The organism is Collimonas sp. GW821-FHT07E08, assembly GCF_059418905.1.
The window spans coordinates 138,346-160,532 of sequence record NZ_JBWKQR010000006.1 but is presented as its reverse complement, the minus strand read 5'-3'; the positions used below and the strand labels follow the sequence as shown (position 1 = coordinate 160,532).

Genomic DNA, 22,187 nt, shown 5'->3' with positions numbered 1-22,187 from the left:
TGTCTTCCGTGGCAAAAGACGGCATGGCAAAACAGCCGCCGTGCCGTTACCGGTTTTAGAAGCGGTGCTGGATGCCTGCGATCACGCCGGTCTGGCTGCTGCCGTAGGCAAGGTCGTCACGCGACAAGCCGACCAGCTGCGAATTCTTCGCCTTGGCATACGCTGCGCTCAAGTACAGGTCGGTGCGTTTCGACAGGGCATATTTGCCGCGTACCGAATACATGATCGGATCGGCATCCTTGCCGCTGGCGACGTTCTTGATGTTCTGGTAATAGATGGCGCCGATCAGCGTTACCACCGGCGTCACCTTGTAGCTGGCGCCGCCCCAGAAGAAATCGCTGCGCAGGTCGGCTGCATTCGACGCCAGCGTCTTCTTGTAGTTGCGATAGCCCAGGCTCAGGATCAGGTCGCTGCCGAGCTGGTAGCTGCCCGCCAGGTGGATGCTGGTGGCTTTGTCGTAAGCGCTGTTGGTGGCGCTGATAGCTGCGCTGTTGACCCGGTCAAATGTAGCGGCGATGCGGAACGGGCCGCTTTCGTAACCCACGCCCAGGTCGTATTTCGCGCTGTCGCTGGTGCTGCCGGCCGTCTCGCCAAAGCCGTAGGTGGCGCCCAGCTTGAAGTCGCCGAACTTGCCCTGGTACTTGACGATGTTCTGCAGGTTGGTCGGCATGCCGTCCTTGCGCCCGCCGGTGGCGCCGGCTGACGTCACCCATGAATACTGGGCCGAATAACCCATGGGGTCGAACGGCAGGATGAAATCATACGTGGTGGTGAAAGAGCGGCCCAGGACCACCCGGCCGAAACTGCCTTCCAGGCCGACATTGGCTTGCCGGTTGAACAGCACCCCGGCGCTGTCGAACTCGCCGGTATCGGTCTTGAAGCCGTTTTCCAGCTGGAATACCGCCTTCAGGCCGCCGCCCAGGTCCTCGGTGCCGCGAAAGCCGATGCGCGATGTATTCATGGCGCCGGAGCTCTGGCGCAGCAGGCTGTCCTTGTTGGCGTTGGCATTGTTCACATACTCGATCCCGGTATCGACGATACCGTAGACGGTGACGCTGGTTTGAGCGTAAGCGCCGGATGCCAGCGTGCCGAGTGCGGCGAGCGTTGCCGCCGCCAGGTACTTTCTTTTCATTGGTGTTCCTCCGTTGTGTAATATTTTTTTGTTGGCTGTGCGGTTACGGCTAAGCTGCACAAAGGCTGTTGCGTGATGCGTAATAACTCCCCCCTTTTTTGTCGTCTCGGAATCTTTGCTCAGAAGGCCCACAGCGCTTCCTGCGGCAGCTGCAGCCAGTACTCTCCCGGCGCCAGCCTGTGCCGGGCGTAGGCGCGCAGCACGGTGCTGTCGGCGCCGCTGGCGGCGCTGTTGCGGAACACGCATTCCCAGCGGTCGCCCAGGTACATGCAGGTCGACAGCGGCAGCCGGATGGCGTTGTCCACCTGCGTATCGGAAATGTTGACCTGCTCGACGCGGATGATTGCGACTGCATCCTTGTCGCCGCTGCAGATGGTCGGCCCGCGCAGCGTTGCCTTGACGTCGCCGCCTTCTACCTGCAGCAGGGCCAGGCCGCCGTCGCGCTCCAGCACCTTGGCCGGCAGGCGGTTGTTGCTGCCCATGAATTCCGCGGTGAACAGGGTGTCCGGGGTTTCATACATGCTTTGCGGCGTGCCCTGCTGCTCGATCTTGCCGTTGTTGAGCAGCAGGATGCGATCGGAAATCGCCATCGCCTCGGCCTGGTCATGGGTCACCATCAGTGCCGACAGGCCGAGCCGCACGATCAGTTCGCGCAGGAAAGCGCGCGCTTCCTCGCGCAGCTTGGCGTCGAGGTTGGACAGCGGTTCGTCCAGCAGGATCACCGGCGGGTTGTACACCAGCGCGCGGGCAATCGCGACCCGCTGCTGCTGGCCGCCCGACAGCTGGTGCGGGAAACGGTCGCCCAGGTGGCCCAGCCCGAGCTGGCCCAGCACCGTCTTGACACGGGCGGCGATGTCGCTGCTGCTCATCTTGCGCAGCTTCAGGCCGTAGCCGACATTGTCGGAAACGGTCTTGTGCGGCCACAGCGCATAAGACTGGAACACCAGCCCCAGGTTGCGTTCTTCGGCCGGGATCTCCAGCTTGCGCTGGCCGTCGAACATGGCGCGCTCGCCGATCTGTATGCTGCCCGATTTCGGCGACTCCAGGCCGGCCACCGCGCGCAGCAAGGTTGTCTTGCCGCTGCCCGAAGGCCCCAGCAAGGCGACCACTTCGCCGCGCTGCAATTCCATCGACACGCCCTTGAGGATCGGATTGGCGCTGGCGCCGCTGCCGTAGTCGAGATGCAGGTTATTGACACTTAATTCGCTCATGATGATTTCCTGATTGTGTGGTGCAACTTAGTCGTGAAGCTTGACCCCGAAGCGCAGTGCAATGCCGAGGCCGATGGCCACCAGCGTGATGTTGATGAAGGAGAGAGTGGCGACCAGGTCGACCGAGCCGGAAGCCCACAGCGAGACGATCAGCGCGCCGATCACTTCAGTGCCGGGCGACAGCAGGTAGACGCCGGTCGAGTATTCGCGTTCGAAGATCAGGAACACCATCAGCCAGGCGCCCAGCACGCCGTAGCGCACCAGCGGCAGCGTGACGTCGCGCGTCACCTGCGCACGGCGGGCGCCAACCGCGCGCGCCGCCTCTTCCAGTTCCGGCCCGACCTGCAGCAGCGCCGTGGTGATCAGGCGCAAGCCATAAGCCAGCCACACCACCGAGTACGCCAGCCACACCGAGAAGATGGTGGAGCGCAGTTCGCGCAGTTGTGGAATCAGGTGTTCCACCAGCCATTGCGCGACTGCGTTGTCATAACCTTTCAGCATGCTGTCGAGGAACGACGGCACGAACAGGAACACCCACAGGAACGACAGGCCGGCCAGCAAGCCCGGCACGGCGCGCGGGATCAGCACGCTGTAGTCGAGGAAGCGGGTGATGCCGTCCGATTTGCGATGCATGGCCAGCGCGATGCAGCAGTAGCAGGCCACCGCGATCGCACCGCCGATGACGCCGATCAGGATGGTGTTGACGATGCCGCGCACCAGCGCCGGCTGGTCCCAGATATCGCGGAAGTGCTGCAAGGTGAAGGTGTCTATCAGCGATACGCCGTAACCCCAGTGCGAGACAAATGCGCGCAAGGCGATGCCGGACAGCGGGATCACGATGGTGAAAATCAGCCAGGCCGCGATCAGGCTGAACGCCAGCCATTTCCACTTGCCCAGCGGCAGCGCCTTCTGGCGCGCGCCCTTGCCCTTGATCGACACATACTTGTTGGCTGAACGCAGCAGCCAGCGCTGGATCATCACCAGCGGCAAGGTCACCGCCACCAGGCACACCGCTACCGCCGCCATCAAGTGGTACGACGGCGTGCCGAGCTTGTTGGTCAGCTTGTACAGGTAGGTCGGCAGCACCAGGTGGCCTTCCGGGTCGCCCAGCACCAGCACCAGGCCGAATACTTCGAAGCCGAGAAAAAACACCAGCACGCCGGCGTACGCCAGCGCCGGCATGATCATCGGCAGCGACACGTTCAGCGCCACCTGGAGCGGCGAAGCGCCGGCCACGCGGGCGGCTTCCTCGACATCGGCGCCGAGGCTCTTCAGCGCAGCCGAGGCGTACAGGTAAACGTGCGGCACATGGGTCAGGCCGGCGATGATGACGATGCTGGGGAAGGCGTACACATTCCACGGCGTCGCTTCAATCCCGACCAGGCGCAGCAGGTCCTGCATCCACACCGTATAGAAGCCGACCGGCCCCATCGCCACCACATAACCGAAGGCGATCACCATCGGCGAGACAAAAATCGGCACCAGCAGCATCGGCGCGATCCAGTTGCGGCCCGGCAGGTCGGTGCGCACCATCAGGAACGCCAGCATGCCGCCCAGCGGCACCGCGATCAGGGCCAGGCCGCTGGCCAGCAGCAAGCCGTTGACGAACGCCTGGCGGAAATCCGGATCGTCGAAAATGAAGCGGTACGGCTCCAGGCTCAGGGTCTTGACCGGCGCGAAAAACGGCGCCGACAGGAAACTTTGGTAAAAAATCAGCACCAGCGGCAGGAAAATCGCCACCGCCGCCAGCGTGACCACCAGTCCGCGCGGCCAATTAAGGCGCGCCAGCCGGGAACGGCTGGCCAGCGGATGGGGAGAAGAAATGGATGACATAGTTGTACCTTGCAGAAAAACCTGAATTTTCAAAATCCGGCTACGCGCCCCGGCCATCCCCGCGCAGGCGGGGATGGCATGCTTGCCTTATTTCTTTCCTGCGGCGGCTTTCCACTGCTTCAGGAACGCCAGGCGCTTGGTCTGGTCCAGGTATTGCAGCAGGGCCGGCGTGATCGCGATCGGCTTGAGGGCGCTGCCAAGCTGGGTGGTCAGGCTGCCCAGCGTGTTGTGGCCGCTGACATCCGAGCGCAAGGCGTACAGCTGGGATTCGTTGGAGATGATGGTCTGGCCGCGCTTGGACAGCAGGTAGTCGATCCACAGCTTGGCCGCGTTCATGTTCTTGGCCGATTTGTTGATGAACACCACGCGCGACAGCACCAGGTTGTAATCCTTGGTGAAGGAGACGCCGATCGACGGATCCTTGGCGGCGCGCGCTTGCGCGTAAGAGCCGATCACGTTGTAGCCGATCAGGTTCTCGCCGGAGGAAATCCGTTCCAGCATGGTGCCGGTCGAGGATTGCACCCGGATGCCGATATCGCCGAAGGTCTTGGCGAGATCCCAGAACTGCGGATTGATTTGCGCATCTTCGGTGATGAAGGAGAAGCCGACGCCCGATTTTTCGATGTCGTAGGTGGTGACCTTGTTGCGGAACTTGTCAGCCTTGGCGGTCAGCAGCTTGACCAGGTCGGCATGGTTGGCCGGCACTTCGTCGGCGCTCACCAGGCGCTTGTTGTAGACGATGGCCAGCGGTTCGAATGTGGTGCCGTAAGCGCTGTCCTTGTAGTTGGCCCAGGCAGGAATCGCAGCAGCTTCCTGCGATTTGTACACCGCGGCATAACCTTCGCTGGCCAGCTTGAACTGCAAGTCCATCGCCGACGACCACAGCACGTCGGCAGTAGCGCCGCCGGCGGCCGCTTCCGAAATGAAGCGGTTGTACACCTCGGTTGAATTCATGTCGTTGAACTCGACCTTGACGCCCGGATAGAGCGTGCTGAAATCCTTGATCAGAGGCTCCGCGGCTTTCGAGTCGGTGGCGCTGTAGATCACCAGCTTGCCTTCTTTCTTGGCGCCGTCGATAACCTTGGCGTAGTCGGCCGGATAACCTGCCGGCGCTTGCGCCGAGGCGTTCAGGGCCAGGCCCAGCGATACGGCGGCGATTGCGCTTGCCAGGGTTTTTTTGATAAGCATGGATGTCATCTCCTGAGTGTTGTGGGTGCAGCTACTTTTAAAAAGGCGCAGGCGAGCCGGTGCCAGCCGGGAATTCGGCTGCCATCTGGCATTGCTTGCGGGGTTTTTGCCGGGCCTGTCGCCGCGGCGGGATTTATCTGATCAAGCCAAGCTGGTCCGATTGTTTGCGATAGTCTTCAACGGTTTTTTTAATGTATGCAGTCAGCTTGTCGCCGCTCAGCGCAAACGGATACAGTCCGTTGCGGGCGCGCAGCTGGTCGAATTCGGGAGTCGCCATCATCTTGTCGAAAGTGCCGACCCAGCGTTTATAGTCGGCGTCGCTCACCTGCGGGCCCATGTAGACGCCGCGGATGATCGGCCAGCTGACGTCCATGCCTTGTTCGCGGGCGGTCGGCACATCGGCCAGCGCGCCCGGCAGGCGCTGTTCGGACAGCACCGCCAGCACGCGGATCTCGCCGTCCAGCGAATGCAGGGTGGCTTCCGAAGCGTCGCCGGAAACTACTTGCACATGGCCGGCGCGCAAGGCGGTAAAGGCTTCGCCGCCGCCTTCCAGCGCGACGAAGCGCAGGTTCTTGGGATCGATCTGCCTGAGCTTGGCCAGCCTGGAAATTTTCAGCCAGTCCTGGCTGCCTACGGTGCCGGCGGCGCCTATGGTGATTTTCGAGGGATTTTTCTTGAGGGCGTCGAGCAGTTCGGGCAAGGTCTTGTACGGCGAATCGCTGCGCACCGCGATCATGCCGTAGTCGACTCCGAGCGCGGCTACCCAGCGCACGTTGTCGACGTCTGCGTCGCCGTATTTTCCCTGGGCCAGGTTCATCAGCGAGCCGCCGGAAAACGCCACCAGCGTATCGGCTTCAGCGCGGCGCTGGGTGACAATCGAGTTCCAGGCCACGGCGCCGATGCCGCCCGGCAGGTAGCTGATCTTGACCGGACGCTCTTGCCCGGCTGGAGATTGCAGCTGCAGGCCCTTCTGCACCAGCTTGCAGGTCACGGCCATGCCGCCGCCTGGCTTGGCCGGCGCAATGCAATGCACCGGCGCCGCGTGGGCGCCAAGCGTGGCACATGCACTGAGTGCAGCAATCCAGTTGATGACGGAATTCATTGTCTCCTACCCATTCTGTTGTTGTTTCACCCGCAATGCAGATGCGAAACCCAGGGCTTTAATCGTTTTTTTACATCATAACGGCGGCAGTCTTTCATTTTCCTTTCACTAACGACCCCCCAAGATTTTGCCAAGCAAGGTTTTCTGTGTGAGTATTGACGGCCCGTTTTCGAATTCTAGCCACTAGTTGCCATAGCCATGCGGATTTTACTGATTGAAGACCATGTCGAGCTGTCGCGCTGGCTGACCAAGGCGCTGCAGGATGCGCACTGGTCGGTCGAGTGCGCCATGAACGGCGCCGACGCCGACAGCCTGCTGCACACGCAGCAATATGCCTTGGTGATCCTGGACCTGAGCTTGCCGAAAATGGACGGCCTGGAAGTCCTGAAGCGTCTGCGCGCCCGCGGCAGCAAGACCCCGGTATTGATCCTGACCGCGCGCGGCGGCCTGCAGGACCGGGTACAAGGCTTGAACCTGGGCGCCGACGACTACCTGGCCAAGCCGTTCGAGCTGGTCGAGCTGGAAGCGCGCGTCAAGGCCCTGCTGCGCCGCGCGCAAGGCGGCGAAGCGCCGGTCTACAGCTGCGGCGCCTTGCAGTTCGATACGGTGTCGCGCATGTTTAGCTATGGCAACACCGTGCTGGCGCTGACGCCGCGCGAACATGCGGTGCTGGAAGTGCTGATCAGCCGCGCCGGCCGCGTGGTGTCCAAGGAAAAACTGTTCGACGAAGTGTTTTCTCTGGTCGACGACGCCAATCCCGATGCGATTGAAATCTATATCCATCGCTTGCGCAAGAAACTGCAGCGTCCCGACGCCGAAGCGGTCGCCATCACGACCTTGCGCGGCCTGGGCTACCTGTTGGAAGTCGCCGCCGAAAAATGACAGCGCCGCCCACTGATCCGGCCGCTGCAGGAGCCAAACCTGCAAAGTCCCTGGGAAGCCTGCGCAGCCAGTTACTGAGCTGGCTCCTGGTGCCTTTGCTGCTGGTGGTGGCGCTGGATGCATTTTCGGTCTACCGCAATGCGCTCGATGTGGCCGACCTGGCTTATGACCGCGCCCTGCTGGCGTCGACCCGGGCGCTGGCGGAACGCGTGTCGGTAGTCGATGGCAAGGTGGTCGCCGATGTGCCGTATGTGGCGCTGGACAGTTTCGAGACCGATACCCTGGGCCGCATCTATTACAAGGTCACCGGCACGCGCGGCGAATTTGTTTCAGGCTACGAAGACCTGCCGGCCTTGCCGCCCGACGTGCCGCGCTCGGAAATCTATCCGGCGCTGGTGCGTTTTTACCACGCCAATTACCACAACCAGGCGGTGCGCATCGCCGCCCTGTACCAGCCTGTGTACGACGATTCGATGCGCGGCATCGCGCTGATCCAGGTCGGCGAAACCATGGATGCGCGCAGCGACCTGACCCGCAAGATCCTGTTCAGCACCTTGTGGCGCCAGGGTTTGCTGGTGACGGTGGCAGCCTTGCTGGTGTGGTTCGCGGTGCGTTTTGTGCTGCGTCCGCTGATGCAGCTGAAAGCCGCGGTGGAAGCGCGCGCCACCACCGACCTGGCCGATTTCGAGGTCAACCAGGTGCACAAGGAAGTACGGCCGCTGGTGGTCGCGATGAATGGCTACATGGGGCGCTTGCAGGCGCTGATCACCGGCCAGCGCCGTTTTATCGCCGATGCTTCGCATCAGCTGCGCACCCCGCTCACCGTGCTCAAGACGCAGGCTGAACTGGCTTTGCGCGAACTGGACCGCAGTCCCAACGATGCGCGCGCCTGGCACAGCCTGCGCGAAATCGTCGCCAGCATTGCCGGCACCACCGACGCCACGGTCCACCTGGCCAACCGGCTGCTGACGCTGGCGCGCGCCGAGCACGGCGCAGCCGAGAGCGGCAATGAACCGGTGTCGCTCACCGACGTTGCGCGCCAGGTGGGCCTGGAGCAGGCGCGCGCGGCGGTGAAGAAGCAGATCGACCTGTCGTTCGATGCGGCCGACCAGTTGATCGTCAGCGGCAATGCCTTGCTGCTGCACGAACTGGTCAGCAATTTGCTGGATAACGCGATTCACTACACGCCGGCCTGCGGCAGGGTTGTATTGCGCGTGCAGCGCGACAGCGCGGCGCAGCGCGCCCTGCTGGAAGTGGAAGACAGCGGCATGGGCATCGCCGAGGAAGACCGGGAGCGCGTGTTTTCCGCCTTTTACCGGGCGCCCTCCGCGCAGCAGCAAAATCCCAGCGGCGCCGGCCTCGGCCTGTCGATCGTGCGCGATATCGCCTCCTCGCATGGCGCGCAGGTTACGCTCTCTGCCGCGGACGACAGCAAGGGCCAGGCTCCCGGCCTGAAGGTGACGGTCAGCTTCCCCTTGGCGTTATCCCTTGATTCCTGATAGCGTTAGGCATCCCGGTAACTTGCGCCGGCCCGGCAAACGGCTGTGCGCGGTGTTTCAACTTCAAGGAGACAGGCTTTGAGCGATACGCCTATCAAGATAGTGCACGGCACGGCCCTGAGCGATGAACAGAAGAAAGACCTGCTGCACCGGCTGGCGCGAGTCGAAGGCCAGGTCCGCGGCGTGCAGAAACTGATCGCCAACGCCGCGGCGCCGGCCGATTGCGAGAGCGTCGCCCAGCAGCTGGCGGCGGCCCGCAAAGCGCTCGACCGGGCATTCATCACCTTGCTGACAGGCGCCATCGTGACCCACACTGCCGCTGCCGCCAATCCCGCGGAGGCGGAAGAAAACGCCAGGAACCTGGCAGCCTTGCTGGATAAATTTGCCTGAGTTTTGGCTGGGATTTTTTAAGCGCACCGGCTATTCCCTCGCCAATCTGCGATTCCTATAATTCTTTTCACACGATGTTGGAGCGAAAAGAGGAAGCGCATGATCTCAGCCGGCAGCCGCACCGCCACGCAAACCGGAATCGGCATGATAGAAGTGCTGGTGGCGATCGCCGTCAGCGCCTTCGCCCTGTTTGCCCTGATGGGCATGCAGACCGCCGCCTTGCGTTATCAGAAGACGGCCCACGTGCGCACCACGGCCAGCCAGTTCAGCGCCGACCTGGCCGATCGCGTGCGCGCCAACATCCGCGGCGCGCATGGCGGCGCTTACAACCTGCGGCGGCAGGCTTATCCCGACGTCGGCGAGTCCGCGCCGTCCTGCCTCGGTTCCGCAGGATGCACGCCGCAGGAATTGGCGGCAAAGGATATCCATGAATGGCGCACCGGACTCGGCCAGGCGATGGCCGGCGGCTGGGGCGAGATCGCCGGTTCGGTGACGGAGGGATTTACGGTCAAGGTGTATTTCCTGGATACGCTCAGCGCCGGCGATGCGCGTAATCAGCTTGCAAGACATTGCCAGCCAGGCGCCGCCGACCCGGTCCTGCACAAGGATGTGGTTTGTCTCGCCACTGTTTTTTTCCCATGAACCATTCTTTGCGCCAGCGGCGCCCGCAGTCGGGCCTGATCCTTCCCATGTTGCTGCTTTGCCTGCTGGTGATGCTGCTGCTTGGGTCGAGCGCTTTGCGCGCCGCGCTGCTTGAAGAAAAAATGGCGGCCAATGCCGGCAACCTGCAAGTGGCTTTCCAGTCCGCCGAGCACGCCCTGCGCTTTTGCGAAAACCAGCTGCAACTGTCGCCGATCGTCATCCCTCTGCTCGAGCAGAGGCCGGTTGCGGTGGGCGATGGCAGCAAACCCTACTGGGAAATCGCGGACAGCTGGCGCAACAGCGAAGTCTCGGTGGCTGTACCGCGCACGGCCGGCGAAGGCTTGCAGCCTGCCGCACCGGCGCGCTGCCTGGTTGAACGGCTGCAGTTCGATGCCGACCTGCAGTACCGGCATCATGTGCAGCCGCCGCGGCCGGCGTTCAAGATTACGGCAAGAGGCACAGGCGCCAGCAGCGCTTCGGTGGTGCTGCTGCAAAGTTATCTGCTCTTATGAGGTGCGAGCCATGAAAACTGTCTTGGCCTGTATCTGTGCGCTCATGCTGACTTCCGTGTCCGCCAGGGCGGCGGATACGCCGGACGAGCCGCCGTTCATCTATACGGCAAGCCATGAAGCGGCAACCTGGCAAGGCCATGTCAAAGCCTATCCGATCAGCGCCGCCGGCGTTTCCGAAACAGCACAGTGGGACGCCGCCGATCTTGTTCCGGCGTGGCAGCTGCGCCATATACTGGCCGCGGGCGATGGCGGCGCCGCTGTTCCATTCGAATGGCAACAGCTCGACGACCGGCAACGGGCCGCCTTGTCGTCCGAGGAGATACAGGAATACCTGAGAGGCAATGCGGCGCTGGAAATCCGGCACGGCGGCCGGCTGCGCGACCGCAAGGGCAAGCTGGGCGACATCATCAATTCCGTGCCGCTGTATGTCGGCTGGTCAGATTCCGCTTATCACCGGCTGCCGGCAGCCGACGGCGGCGACAGTTACCGGCGTTTCGTCAGCAGCAAGAAACAGCGCCGCGCCATGCTCTATGTCGGCGCCAACGACGGCATGCTGCATGGTTTCGATGCGATCGACGGTGTCGAAAAATCGGCTTTCATTCCACGCGCGATCTTTGACGGTTTGCCGGCATTGAGCGAAGCCGGTTATGTGCACCGGCTGTACGTCGACGGCCTGCTGACGGCTGGCGACGCCTATCTCGGGAATGGCGGAAGCGCCGGGTGGAAGACCATCCTGCTTGGCGCAACCGGCGCCGCCGCAAGGAGCCTGTTTGCATTGGACATCAGCGATCCCGGCGCCTGGCCCGGCAATCCTCTGCTGTGGCAGAAAAGCGCGGAAGACGATGGCCATGGCGCGCCGGATGACGACATGGGTTACCAGCTCGGCGAAGCTTTTGCAGTCCGCCTGCGCAACGGCAGCTGGGGCGCGATATACGGCAATGGTTATCAAAGCAAAAGGCAACGCGCCGTGCTGTATCTGGCTGAACTTGCCAGCGGCAGGCTGGTCAGGAAACTGGTTGCCGGCGCCGGCGGTCCGCAAGCGCCCAACGGCTTGTCGACGCCGGCCCTGGTCTTTGACAGGCAGCGCCAGGTAAACGCAGCCTACGCCGGCGACTTGCAGGGCAAACTCTGGAAATTCGACCTGAACGCCGGCGCGGCGCAGCAGTGGCAAGCTGCATTCGACGGCCAGCCGCTGTTTACGGCCGCCGATGGCGGACACAAGACGCAATCTCTGCTGCAGCAACCGCTGCTGGAACATCATCCCAGGGGTGGCGCGCTGGTCATGTTTGGCGCCGGCGGAATGGAAGACGGCGCCGTCACGGGCAAGCCGCAAACCGCAAGCCTGTACGGCATCGGGGAAAAACCCGGCGCCGCTCCCGTTGCCGGCAGGGGACAGTTGCAGCAACAGACGCTGATAGAAGACAAAGACGGGAAATGGCAATTGAGCGGCAATACCGTCAACTGGAGCAGGCAGCGCGGCTGGTACATCGACTTGCCGGAAAAGGTCGGCCTGGTGGTCGGAAAACTGCAGATCATCGATGGCGTACTGTGGGCGCTGACATACTCAGCCGCCAATGAAAAATCGTATCTGATCGCCATCGACTACGCCACGGGCGGCGCCACGCCTGGCGCCGGGTTTGCCGATTTTCCGAGAACCGTCTCCATGATCGAAGTAGCGCCGTCAACCGTCACGCCCGCTGCCATCACCCTGCCTGACGGTCGCCGCCAGCTGGTGATCAAGGACCGCGCCGGCAAGCCGCATGCCATCCGCCTGAATCCGCCGGAGCGGCGCCTGCTAAGGACCTGGCGCCAGTTGCCGGTGCCGGCGGATCGGGAATAGCCGAAAAAAAGCCCGCGGGTAGCGGGCTTGGCTGGAGTTAATCGTCGTCGTCGTGATGGTGGCGATGTTCGCGCCAGTTCCGGCGCCGCCATTCCTCACGGCGCCATTCGTCGTCGCGGCGTTCCCGCCATTCGCGGCGCTCGCGCCAGCCCGGGTCCACATAGACTTCCTGCGGCGGGTAATACACCGGCGCCGGGACATAGCGCGGTTCATATTGCACAACCGGGGGGTAATACGGCCGTACCGGCGGATCGACATAAATACCGACGCCGACATTCACGCCGCCGGCCACGGCGCTGCCGCAAGCACCCGCGGCAATGGCGCTGAACGCCAGACATGCTAAAAGTTTTTTCATTTCATTTCCTGTTTGCCAAGACTGTTGTGTGCGGCGATGTCGCCCGATGTCGTCATTCTGTGACTTCAGTGTAGAGGCAAGCGTCAATCTATGTTGGTCTGCGGGGCAACAAGTGTAACGCCAAGTAACAGATTGTGGCAAAAATTGGATGCCAGATGACATCCGGCCGGATTGGATGGGCTGTTTTTACCTGCGTGCAGCGGCATTTCCCGCCGAATTCAGGATGGGGTTTCCAAGAGCGGCGATTCGAGCAGCTCAACCGCATAATAGGGATGGGCGGCGACGCGGATCCGGTTGACGCGCTGCTCCATGACGCTGAACCCTACATGCAGCATGTATTCCGGCAGCTTCCATACGTAATAGCCGGTCAGCTCATCGGCCTTGCCTGTCACCGGATAACTGCCCACCTTCGCGACCACGGTTTCAGGCGTATCTGAAAAAAGCAGGCCTTTGGGCAAGGCGCCGTCAAAACCGGCCGACGAATAGAGGCCCTTGCGGATATAGCGGGCGCCCGACAGGATAAAAAACGCTTCGTCGTTCTTCTGCGAACGGCGAAAATACAGTTCGATGCCGCGCGTTTGCAGTTCATCCACTTCGTGCGAATTTTGATCATCAGGCGCGGCGCCGGCCAAAGCGGAAAAATCCGCGTCTTGCAGGCTGGGATGCTGCGCGACCTCATTCCAGCACAGTTCCAGCAAGGATTGCAGGGTGTGGATATCCGGCTGTTCGATTTTCGGCAGGACAGACGGCGCCGGCGGCCCAGGCTGGAGCCCGACCTCGATCATGCGCAAGGCGGACATGTCCTCGGTATAAGAAACCAGCAGCCAGTGGCCGGGGAAATCCCAGCGCTCCAGCTTGAATGGAGCGACGAATGGAAATGTCCATTTAGCGCTTCCCAGTTTCTGCTGCAAATCCTCGCGGCTGTCCGCAAAACTGAGCGCATGCGGCAGCGAAGATGCGTAGCGAGCGTGGTCATAATAATCGTCGCCGGAATACATCTGGACATTGGTAATGATCGCCGGCGCTCCGGTTTGCGCAGCATCCGCATGATAAAAATCCGGCGGGCAGAATGTGATCGAAAATCCCAGGCGCTTGAAAAAGATCCCGCCTATCGGAGAGTGCTCCGGGAGTTCGAAATCCGGTTTGTGCGCATACCGGAATACCGCCGCCTCTATGGATTCAACGGGTTTTCCCAGGTGCTGCAGGAAGAGATCAGCGGTCGGCGGCGTAGTTTGGTCCATTGGGCATCACTGCTCTGGCAGTCGTTTCTCTTAGCGAAATTTGATTTGTACCGGTTTGAAGGTAATGTAAGCGCAATGCTTTTCATCGGCCGTCAATACGATGCCGATTTGCAGCTCCTTGAAATTGTTCCACAACAGCGTCCTCTGGGATGTGCCAGGCTCATCTTCAAAACCGGGCTCTCCCAATGTCTTCTTGATGTCATCGGGACCTTGCTCAAAATGCAGCCCAAAAGGCAACTTGCCCAGGTAAGGCTGGAAATCGTCGGCATTTTGCGGGCCGTGCAAGCGGATGCCGCTGAAAATCATGTCCCCGGCGGCATCGGTCGCACCGTAGAGTCTCGTGTATCCGTGCTTGGCGCGGAACATCAGGATATAACCTTGCTCGGTTTTGCTTAACCACTCTTCAGGATTCTCGTCGAATTCCGGGCGCTCTTCTATGCCGAGAATGGTTAAGTAAGCATCAACGGATTTGTCTATCGGAGACAAGCCAAACAACTTCACCGCATCTTCAATAACTAACATGTGATTTCCTTGTGAAAATTAAAAATGCATCACTGTTTCGCAATGACATCTTTAATCAGCTTGGTAAGGTCCTTGATATATTCGGCATGCGTTTTCTTGCGAATCTGCTCTGCTGCTTTTTGATATTTCTTCAAGCATTCGTCATCCATTTCCTTTCCTTCGGCATCTTCAATCGTTTTCGTATCCTTTTTTGCCGCTTCCTGCAGCTCGTCGGAATCCGTATCGATCTTGTCCGGACTGTTGCGCCGGCCATAGGTATCGCTGTGCTGCTGATGGTCTTTTTTGGGAATCGCTATCGCCTGGCCTTGTTTAGCGATCAAGCCAGGATCGCTGCCCGATCCAAAAAGCGCCTTTCGCCCCGCATCGGTGAGCTTTTCGGCGAGCCCGGGCGTCTCGTCGATGATTTTCTGCGCAGCTTCCTTTAATGCCGCCTTCGATGGAACGTGATCGCGGTCAAATTTATTATCCCCGCTCTTTTTAAGCAGATCCTCATAGCTGCCATTGTCTCCGCAATCCAGCTTTCCCGTACCGACAATTGTAGTGGTTTCGGTCGTGGCCGGCGCTTTCTCCTGGGTGGCTTCATGCAGCACCACCGCACCGCCGGTGACGACAGTGGCGCCGAACAGGATATGCCAAATGGTAATCCCGCCCTCGATCACGACCTCGCCCACCGGGATAAGGATAGCGGCCATGCTTAGCCCTTCTTGCCGGGAATGAAAGCGACGCAAGGCGCCAGCACCACGCCGGCCTGGCCGGCAATGGCTGCCACCGCCAATACCTTGCCGGTATTGATGTTGGGGCCGAGCGCCGGCGCCAGGGCGTTGCCTTGCCGGGACAGGAAGGCGCTCTCCGCAGGCGTTTCCGGCAGCACCGGCGGGCTGCTCTGGGTCGGCGCGGCGGGAGGCGGCAGGCTGCCCGGCGGATGCGGCATCTGCGTGGTGATATAGATGCCCGGATTATTGCCGCCGTTCATGACATTGCTGTCGCCCTGGCGCACCACGTAGTGTCTTTCCGCCTTGAAGCGGCTGGCGGCCCCGGTCGGTTTCACATAGCCGTTGACGGTGCCGGACTTGACGCCGTTGGCGGTGCCCGGGTCGTCGCCGCTGCACTTCGGTTGTTGCGCCATGTTCAGCACATAGGCCGGCTTGCCGTTGAAGTGGACGCTATCGGCTACCGATGCACTGTTCGACAGGTCTTGCGTGGTCGGATAAGGCAAAGGCGGAGTGCTGCTGCCCACCGGCGTTTTATTGATGGACGGCGCGGTGGATACGGCTTTTAAGATATCGCTTTGGCGCGCGCCTATCTTACCCATGCTGCAGCTCCCGTTCAACGCTGCCGCCGGCGCGTCCGAATGACTTCTGCTTGCGTGCGCCTTCTGCTATCAACTGCATGAATCCGGCTTCGAATTCGCAGTGCTGGCGCAAATCGACAGCGCGGATGTCGGCATCCTTGGCGATGACGGCGCGCCATACCAGGCTGACGGCGCCCTGCTCCGGTTCGATCAGCAGGGAATCGATGTGCATCGGGTGCAAGAACATGGCGCCGTCCTCCATCCGCATCAGCAGGGTGCAGGCATGGCCGGGCAACGCCAGTTCCAGGCAGGTATTGCCTTGCCCATCGATGGTTGCCCCGGGCGCGTCCGGGGCGCACAGGTTGACCAGTTCGATCCTCTCGTCGCCGGCGAGATAGCCGATTTGCTGGTCCGGCGGCGCGCAGTTCCAGATCGCGAAGTCGAAATCCTGCGGCAGCCAGGCGTCGCTGCCGATAAATGCGTCATCGACGGTGCCCAGCAATGCCCGGCGCTGCGGATGCGCCTTGGCGCGCAGGCCAAGCCCGGCCGGTTCAAATGGGCGCGGCAGCGTGCCGGCGTCCGTGAACTTTCCTCTGAGCGACTGCCAGAACAACCTGGCGGATAGCGGCGCATCGTAGTGTTCGATGCGTGGCGCCGGAACAGATTTCGTGCCGCTGGCGCGCAAAAACCATGGCTCGGCAAAACCGCGGCCCACCAGGTTCTGTTCGCATGTGCGGTGGGCCACGGGCTGCAATGCCGGCGCTGCTTCGCGGTCCGGGTGGCCGGCCAGCCCAGCTGGCGTCAGGCGGTATTTTTTGCCGATGCGCCTGGCGCCGCGGTCGCCGGCGTTGACGCGGCATTCGCCGCCATACGCGTATTCATAACGCAACGGCATATCGGTAAAAGCCTGGGGAGAAGTAAGCCGCCAGGGATTGGCTTTGACCAGCCCCAGGGTGCCCCACCTGGCCAGCGTGGCGGCCAGCCGCAGCGGCCAGGCGCGCTGCCGGAACACGCGTTCTCCGGTGACCGCCAGTTTCTTTTCCAGCAGCACCGCGCCCGGCACCCTGGTGCGTTGCGCGTGCGCAGTAGCGATGCGCCAGGCTTCCATCTCGGCCTGCGATGGCGAAGTGAAGAGGTTCAATCCTTGCGCGGCGGCCGGCAACGCCATCTGCGTATCGGCGCGCTTGATCCGCACCAGCACCTCGAAGCGCTGGACCGGCTTATGCTGCGGCGCATGCGCGGTGGCGTTGACGATGACGTCGCATTTCGGCTTGTACTGGCACAGGTCGCTTTCCTGCCGCAGGCTGCTGCGGTTCATCTCGCCAAAGAAAGTATCGACCTCGCAAAGCGGCGCTTGCGCACCGGCATACTCCAGCCGGCCGGAAGAAAATGTCAGCGTCTGGCGCAGCACGGCCACATGGAAAGACTGGCCGTGCTGGTCTATGCCTTCAAAGGCCAGCGCCGGAAACGAAGTCAGGTTGCGGAATTCCATGGGGCGGCCGCGCTTAATTGATGTCCACGTCTTTGCCGTTGATCTTGACCGGTCCGCTGCCGGAAATTTCCAGTTTGGCGCCGTTGATCACGATGCTGCCGTTCGATTTCATCACCAGGCTCGACTTGCCGACATGGATGGCAAATTCGTTGCCCGCATTGATGGAGAATTTCTTGCCGACCATGACGCTCTTGTTAAGCCCCACTTCTTCAAACTGCGCCAGTCCCACTGCCGTATTCATCGCGCCGGCTACCGTCACCGCATAACCCGCCCCCACCGTCAGGGCCTTGGCCAGCCCCACGCTTTCGGTGGCGGTCAGCGCAATGACGACGTTTTCCATGCCGTTGATGGTTTCCGTATGGTTGCCGGTGATGTGTTCGGTGCGGTTGCCGCCGACATCGAGGGTTTCGTTGGCGCCGACTTTTTCCGTGCGGTTGACGCCGATGGTGATCGTTTCGTTGTTGTCGACCGTTTCGGTCCGGTCATGCTTTACGTGCGTGGTTTCATCGTGGTCGATGTTCTTGCTGCGGTCATTGCCCACCCAGTGCGATTCGTCGTGCTCGACCTCGATGCGCTGGTCCTTTTCGGCATGCAGCCAGACTTCCTCCGCGCCCTTCTTGTCCTCGAAGCGGAAGGCATTCGCATTGGCCGCCGTCGCGCCCTTGGAGGAGCGGGTCAGGATGCCGCTCTGGGTCTTGTTGGCCGGCAGGTCCCAGGGCGGCAGGTTCTCGCCGTTGTATACCCGGCCGACGATGATCGGCCGGTTGGGCGAGCCGTCCATGAACGCCACGATCACTTCGTCGCCTATGCGCGGGTGCTGGATGAAGCCGAAACCGCCGCTGGCCCAGAGTTGCGAAACGCGCACCCAGCAAGAACTCTTTTCGTTCGATTCGCCGTCGCGGAACCATTTGAACTGCACTTTCACCCGGCCCATGGCGTCGACATAGATTTCCTCGCCGGACGGCCCCACCACGACCGCGGTCTGCGGCCCCGGGATCATCGGCATCGAAGCGCTGTGCGGCGGTCGGTGCGGGATTTTCTTGCGGATGCAGGTGAAGCTGTTCCAGTACTCGCCGCCGCCTTCTTCGTTAGCGTAATTATTGCTGCCGGCATGCTTGATCGAGGTCACCAGGAATTGCCGGTCTTCCGCTGAACCGGCATCGTGGTCGTAATGGCCGACCAGTTCGAAACTGTTGGCCACCGCCAGCGCGCGGCAATTGCTCTTGCCGTTGAAGACCTTGCCCTGGGCTTCGATGCGCTCCAGGCGGCGCTTGGCGATCTGGTCGGCTTCGTCGGCGTTGGCGAAACCGTATTGCCCCAGGTAGTCGAAAATCTCGTAGCGCTCGACTTCGCCCTGCTGCGCCACGGTATCCATTTCCGTCATCATCGGCGCGCCCGGCGATTTATAGTTGCCGCTTTTCAGCGTGACCTTGCCGGATTGCAGTTCCCGGGTCGCGGCCCAGCTGACGATCGAATCCTTGCTTTGGATCGCCTGCGTATTGTGGAAGCGGATCTGCGGCTGCGCCTTCAGTTCCGGCAGCTGCGTGCTGTCGTCGGTGATGACCAGCTTGTGCGAATCCTTGGTGTATTCGAAATAGCGGGTCCAGCCCAGCTCGTCCCACATGCGCGACAGGAAATTGAGGTCCGATTCGCGGTATTGCACAAAATAGCTATACGGTTTGGGCGGGGCATGGCGCAGCCGGAATTCAAAATCGGGCAAGGTGCCGAACTTGGCAAACACCGCACGGGTGATGTCTTCCGGGCCCTTGTCCTGGAAAATGGTCGAATCGTAGCGTTTTCCCAGCACCCACAGCCAGGGCCGCAGCACTGCCCGGTACATGGCGTAGCCGCCGTCCGAGCCGGTATGGGCAAAAGCCGTCACCAGGCCGTTAAGGTAGCGCGGATCGCCGTCCGACATGGCGATTTCCAGCGCCACCTTCTTGCCGATCATCTGTTTCAGTTCAATGCCGGGGTCGTTGGAGAGCAAATCGCAATCGAACTCGAACAGCTGGGACAGCGTTTCGACCCCGCCAAAACTGCGCAGCAAGAGTTCTTGCGAGCCCTGGGTCGGGCCGTGCCATACGATAATGCGTTGATTCTGCAGATCAAGCAGGTTGGACTCTGACACGATGCACTCCTTGTCGCTCTCGGTTTAGCGGCGCTGGACTCGGTGGTTGCTGGTATTGACGTGCTGAAACATTATCCTAGCGTAAACTTTAGGGGCTTTTTTAAACGCCTGTAAGCTGTTGAAATAAAAGGGTTTTTTGCAAATAAAGTGCAATAATTCCTTGCCGGAAGACAAGTCAAACTTGGCGCAATCGCTGTTCAGCGGCTATGCTTATGCGGTCGATGGGAGCTGAAACAATGGGAAACAAAGCGTTCTATCCTTGCACAGCAGAAGACCCGCTCGGTCTCGGGCCGCAGCCGGGCCTGCTCGGCGCCGGCATGGCGCCCGATATCGGCCGCCGGCCGGCTCCTGGCCAAGGCATCGCCTACAGCCAGGCCGTCACCGCATCCGAGCTGGTCAATATCCCGGTCCCGGTCGGCGCCAACCTGGCTTGGGACAGTTATTGGCGCGCAGTCTACGACAAGGCCAACAAGCTGATCCAGCAGCAGGCCAACCAGCTTTTACAGCGCGGCAACGTGACCGCGGAAGAAGCCAGGGAACTGATCGAAGTACAACGCAACCGGCTGGTGATCGAAATGCGCAAGCCGCTGACGCCGTTCGGCCGCTTTTATTCCGAAGTGCTGAAGCCGGAAAAAGACCTTCCCACCCTGGAACAGCTGCTCAAGAAAAAAGGCAGCATCGAAGCGGTGCTCAACAGCGTCGGCAAGACCCGCGCGTTTACCAACCGGCTGGCGATCATCGGCCGCACTGCGGGGCCGGCCGGCATCGTGCTGGAAGTGGTGGTGGTCGGCGTCGTCATCGAAAAGGCTGACCCGCACGAGCGGGCGCGCGTCGCTACCGAAGAAATAGGCGGCGCTGCCGGCGGTTTCATGGGCGGCCGCTACGGCATGCTCGGCGGCGCAGCGGCCGGCGCAGCCTGGGCCGGCACCTGGGCTTCGCCGACCTTGCTGATTCCGGTGGTGGGTGAAATCACCGAAGGCGGCGCGGTGCTGGTCGGCGGCATCGTCGGCGGCCTGCTGGGCGCCTGGGTCGGCCACGATGTGAGCAAGGAGGCGGTGCACCAGGCGTGGATGTTATCGGAGTTCTACTGGAAAACGGATAAATAGGAATTTGCCTTATGCTGATCGAACGCCTCCAGGCCTGGCTGATCAACCGCCTGCCATCGCGCCGGCTTGCTCCCAGGCTTAGCCTGACAGAGCAAGGCTTGCTGGCTGAAACCGCCGATGTCAGGCAAGAAGTGCAATGGACGCAGATCGATGAAATCGTGGCGGTCCGCGCCGACCAGTTTGTCGGCGACAGTGTGCTGCTGCTGATTCGCTTTGACGGCGATCAAACCTTGAGCATTCCCGAGCAAAGCGAGATATGGGCGCAATTGACCGAGCAGATTCCCTTGCATCTGGACGCCGCCCTGCAGCACCAGGACTGGGCGTTGCGGCTGATAGGCGATGCCCAAGCCACGCCGGTGACGGTTTACCGGAAAGCAAGTCCGCTTGGCTGAGTCCGAAGTAGATTTCTGCGGATCGTTAGCTGTCTCAAGGAAACCCTATCTTGCATAAGCGGTAAGAACAAAATCAGGTTCCGGCGCTCTAACTGGAAGCTTCACTGAATCCGGGAGTGCCAAAATGAAAATATCACACCATCCGCATGCCAGGATCGGCCAGGGTTTTACGCTGATTGAGTTGATGCTGACCATAGCGATCTTTGGCATTCTGGCGGCGGTTGCCATACCCGCCTATCAAAACCACCTGAAGAAAGAAAAATTCGCTGAAGTGATTGCGGCAAGCGCCACGGCCAAATCCGCTGTCGAGGCTTGCATGCAACATTTGAACGCCGCGGCAGGCTGCGACGGCGGCAGCAATGGAATTCCTGCCGACCTGACCGCAAATGCCGGCAACCGCGTTGCCGCGGTCCGCACCAAGAACGGCGTCGTCACAGTTGTCCCGCAGGAAAAAGACGGCATTCTTGCCACCGATACCTACGTGCTGACACCGGTTCCCGGCAATCCGATCCAGTGGTCCAGCGCCGGCAGCGGCTGTCGCGCCACGGCGTTGTGCAAATGATGGAACCTGCCTTCCGATATGCCTGTCAAAATTTTTATCCCATTTAAATGCATGGATCATTTGTAATGAAAGCGGCAAGAACGGTCGCTTGAAACGATGGACTATGCGGCTGAATTCCAAGAGGCAAGCATGTATGGCGAGGTAAACTGGAGGCATGCGCCGAAAGGTGCACGATGGTGGGCAATGGACTCAAGCGGCCATGCCCATTGGTTCATGGAGCCAACACACAAAGTCAAGGCGCATTTCTGGTACGCGCAGGAAGTTCACGCGCCAACCTTCGCTTATTCTGGCGATTGGCGCGAGAGTTTGACCGAACGGCCAGACGAATTCAAGTGAACCAGTGAACGATAAGCAGGTTTCGGCATCGAAACAGGTATCGTCAATGACCTGGGGCCTGCCATGAAACATCTTGCTATCTTGTTGGGTTTGGCAGTGCTGCTCAGCGGTTGCGTAGTTGCGCCGTATGGCGCGCGAGATGGTGGTTACAGAGGAGACCGCGGCGACTGGCATGAGCACCACGACGACAGGGACGGCGACCGCCGCAGGGATGACAACCCTAACCGTTACTAGCAGCCGTATCAGGTCCTGGTTCGGCCATTCTTCTTCCTGTGGGCGAGCCAGCCTGCCACCAGCAGTACTTTCAGGATGAGCAGAGCGCCTATCCCCACCACGCCAAGCTTGAGAGTGGCGCCAATGATATAGGCAATCCCCACTGCCAGGCCCTTTACCAGGGCAAACAGTACGACTATGCATAGCAGGCCCGCATAGAGCGGATTGTAGCGATGAAGGGTTGAGAGCTGTTTCATACGTCCCTTTGTCGGGAAGGCTTTACTGGCAATGTACTCTTTTCATTTGCCGTTTCCCATC

General features: G+C 61.1%; 23 protein-coding genes. 9 read left to right on the top strand and 14 right to left on the bottom strand.

Annotated features, from left to right (window positions below; genetic code table 11):
- Positions 1–55: 55 nt before the first annotated feature.
- From AC07RZ_RS09785 to AC07RZ_RS09765, 5 genes are all read right to left on the bottom strand, one after another.
- The gene (locus AC07RZ_RS09785; RefSeq protein ID WP_342829823.1) at positions 56–1,132 is read right to left on the bottom strand and encodes a porin; all 1,077 of its coding nucleotides are present in this window, start codon (positions 1,130–1,132) and stop codon (positions 56–58) included.
- A 119-nt stretch (positions 1,133–1,251) separates the two neighbouring features.
- On the bottom strand, positions 1,252–2,343 hold the full coding sequence (locus AC07RZ_RS09780) for an ABC transporter ATP-binding protein (RefSeq protein WP_342829822.1): 1,092 nt from the start codon (positions 2,341–2,343) through the stop codon (positions 1,252–1,254).
- Positions 2,344–2,370: 27 nt separating this feature from the next.
- The gene (locus AC07RZ_RS09775; protein WP_494667816.1) at positions 2,371–4,176 is read right to left on the bottom strand and encodes an ABC transporter permease; all 1,806 of its coding nucleotides are present in this window, start codon (positions 4,174–4,176) and stop codon (positions 2,371–2,373) included.
- 87 nt (positions 4,177–4,263) lie between these two features.
- Complete coding sequence (locus tag AC07RZ_RS09770) at positions 4,264–5,364, bottom strand: ABC transporter substrate-binding protein (RefSeq protein WP_144740707.1); 1,101 nt, start codon at positions 5,362–5,364, stop codon at positions 4,264–4,266.
- Positions 5,365–5,497: 133 nt separating this feature from the next.
- Complete coding sequence (locus AC07RZ_RS09765) at positions 5,498–6,466, bottom strand: Bug family tripartite tricarboxylate transporter substrate binding protein (protein ID WP_494667815.1); 969 nt, start codon at positions 6,464–6,466, stop codon at positions 5,498–5,500.
- Between the two features lie 198 nt (positions 6,467–6,664).
- Between AC07RZ_RS09765 and AC07RZ_RS09760 the strand changes: the two genes are divergently transcribed.
- The 6 genes from AC07RZ_RS09760 (at position 6,665) to AC07RZ_RS09735 (ending at position 12,231) form a co-directional block, all read left to right on the top strand.
- The gene (locus tag AC07RZ_RS09760) at positions 6,665–7,348 is read left to right on the top strand and encodes a response regulator (protein WP_092395873.1); all 684 of its coding nucleotides are present in this window, start codon (positions 6,665–6,667) and stop codon (positions 7,346–7,348) included.
- A complete protein-coding gene (locus tag AC07RZ_RS09755) occupies positions 7,345–8,847 on the top strand; it encodes a sensor histidine kinase (protein WP_494667814.1) in 1,503 nt (500 codons plus the stop codon). The genes AC07RZ_RS09760 and AC07RZ_RS09755 overlap by 4 nt, the downstream gene beginning before the upstream one ends.
- Positions 8,848–8,925: 78 nt before the next feature.
- Positions 8,926–9,237, top strand: coding sequence for a metal-sensing transcriptional repressor (locus tag AC07RZ_RS09750; RefSeq protein WP_144740716.1), 312 nt, complete (start codon positions 8,926–8,928; stop codon positions 9,235–9,237).
- A gap of 99 nt (positions 9,238–9,336) precedes the next feature.
- Positions 9,337–9,879 carry a type IV pilus modification protein PilV gene (gene pilV, locus AC07RZ_RS09745; protein WP_494667813.1) on the top strand — a complete coding sequence of 181 codons (543 nt, stop codon included), beginning with the start codon at positions 9,337–9,339 and terminating at the stop codon, positions 9,877–9,879.
- On the top strand, positions 9,876–10,391 hold the full coding sequence (locus tag AC07RZ_RS09740) for a pilus assembly PilX family protein (protein WP_494667812.1): 516 nt from the start codon (positions 9,876–9,878) through the stop codon (positions 10,389–10,391). Before pilV ends, AC07RZ_RS09740 begins: the two co-directional genes overlap by 4 nt.
- Before the next feature lie 10 nt (positions 10,392–10,401).
- Positions 10,402–12,231, top strand: a complete 1,830-nt coding sequence (locus AC07RZ_RS09735) for a pilus assembly protein (RefSeq protein WP_494667811.1) — start codon at positions 10,402–10,404, stop codon at positions 12,229–12,231.
- Between the two features lie 37 nt (positions 12,232–12,268).
- Here AC07RZ_RS09735 and AC07RZ_RS09730 read toward each other — a convergent pair whose 3' ends face one another.
- From AC07RZ_RS09730 to AC07RZ_RS09700, 7 genes are all read right to left on the bottom strand, one after another.
- On the bottom strand, positions 12,269–12,586 hold the full coding sequence (locus AC07RZ_RS09730; protein ID WP_144740728.1) for a hypothetical protein: 318 nt from the start codon (positions 12,584–12,586) through the stop codon (positions 12,269–12,271).
- 218 nt (positions 12,587–12,804) lie between these two features.
- Positions 12,805–13,827, bottom strand: coding sequence for a hypothetical protein (locus tag AC07RZ_RS09725; RefSeq protein ID WP_494667810.1), 1,023 nt, complete (start codon positions 13,825–13,827; stop codon positions 12,805–12,807).
- A 30-nt stretch (positions 13,828–13,857) separates the two neighbouring features.
- Positions 13,858–14,349: a hypothetical protein gene (locus tag AC07RZ_RS09720; RefSeq protein WP_342829811.1), complete on the bottom strand. Its 492-nt coding sequence runs from the start codon at positions 14,347–14,349 to the stop codon at positions 13,858–13,860.
- A 29-nt stretch (positions 14,350–14,378) separates the two neighbouring features.
- Positions 14,379–15,041 (bottom strand): hypothetical protein, encoded by a 663-nt coding sequence (locus AC07RZ_RS09715; RefSeq protein ID WP_494667809.1) that lies wholly within the window; start codon positions 15,039–15,041, stop codon positions 14,379–14,381.
- 2 nt (positions 15,042–15,043) lie between these two features.
- Complete coding sequence (locus AC07RZ_RS09710; RefSeq protein ID WP_494667808.1) at positions 15,044–15,661, bottom strand: DUF4150 domain-containing protein; 618 nt, start codon at positions 15,659–15,661, stop codon at positions 15,044–15,046.
- A complete protein-coding gene (locus AC07RZ_RS09705) occupies positions 15,654–17,132 on the bottom strand; it encodes a DUF2169 family type VI secretion system accessory protein (RefSeq protein WP_494667807.1) in 1,479 nt (492 codons plus the stop codon). Before AC07RZ_RS09705 ends, AC07RZ_RS09710 begins: the two co-directional genes overlap by 8 nt.
- A gap of 13 nt (positions 17,133–17,145) precedes the next feature.
- Positions 17,146–19,260, bottom strand: coding sequence for a type VI secretion system Vgr family protein (locus AC07RZ_RS09700; RefSeq protein WP_342829808.1), 2,115 nt, complete (start codon positions 19,258–19,260; stop codon positions 17,146–17,148).
- Positions 19,261–19,496: 236 nt separating this feature from the next.
- On the opposite strand from AC07RZ_RS09700, the gene AC07RZ_RS09695 reads away from it, so the two are divergent.
- The 3 genes from AC07RZ_RS09695 (at position 19,497) to AC07RZ_RS09685 (ending at position 21,320) form a co-directional block, all read left to right on the top strand.
- Positions 19,497–20,366: a hypothetical protein gene (locus tag AC07RZ_RS09695; protein ID WP_494667806.1), complete on the top strand. Its 870-nt coding sequence runs from the start codon at positions 19,497–19,499 to the stop codon at positions 20,364–20,366.
- Between the two features lie 11 nt (positions 20,367–20,377).
- Positions 20,378–20,758, top strand: a complete 381-nt coding sequence (locus AC07RZ_RS09690) for a hypothetical protein (protein WP_494667805.1) — start codon at positions 20,378–20,380, stop codon at positions 20,756–20,758.
- Between the two features lie 124 nt (positions 20,759–20,882).
- A complete protein-coding gene (locus AC07RZ_RS09685) occupies positions 20,883–21,320 on the top strand; it encodes a pilin (protein ID WP_494667804.1) in 438 nt (145 codons plus the stop codon).
- 189 nt (positions 21,321–21,509) lie between these two features.
- Here AC07RZ_RS09685 and AC07RZ_RS09680 read toward each other — a convergent pair whose 3' ends face one another.
- Both AC07RZ_RS09680 and AC07RZ_RS09675 read right to left on the bottom strand, forming a co-directional pair.
- The gene (locus AC07RZ_RS09680; RefSeq protein ID WP_494667803.1) at positions 21,510–21,830 is read right to left on the bottom strand and encodes a hypothetical protein; all 321 of its coding nucleotides are present in this window, start codon (positions 21,828–21,830) and stop codon (positions 21,510–21,512) included.
- A 68-nt stretch (positions 21,831–21,898) separates the two neighbouring features.
- Complete coding sequence (locus tag AC07RZ_RS09675; RefSeq protein ID WP_494667802.1) at positions 21,899–22,126, bottom strand: hypothetical protein; 228 nt, start codon at positions 22,124–22,126, stop codon at positions 21,899–21,901.
- Positions 22,127–22,187 lie beyond the last annotated feature (61 nt).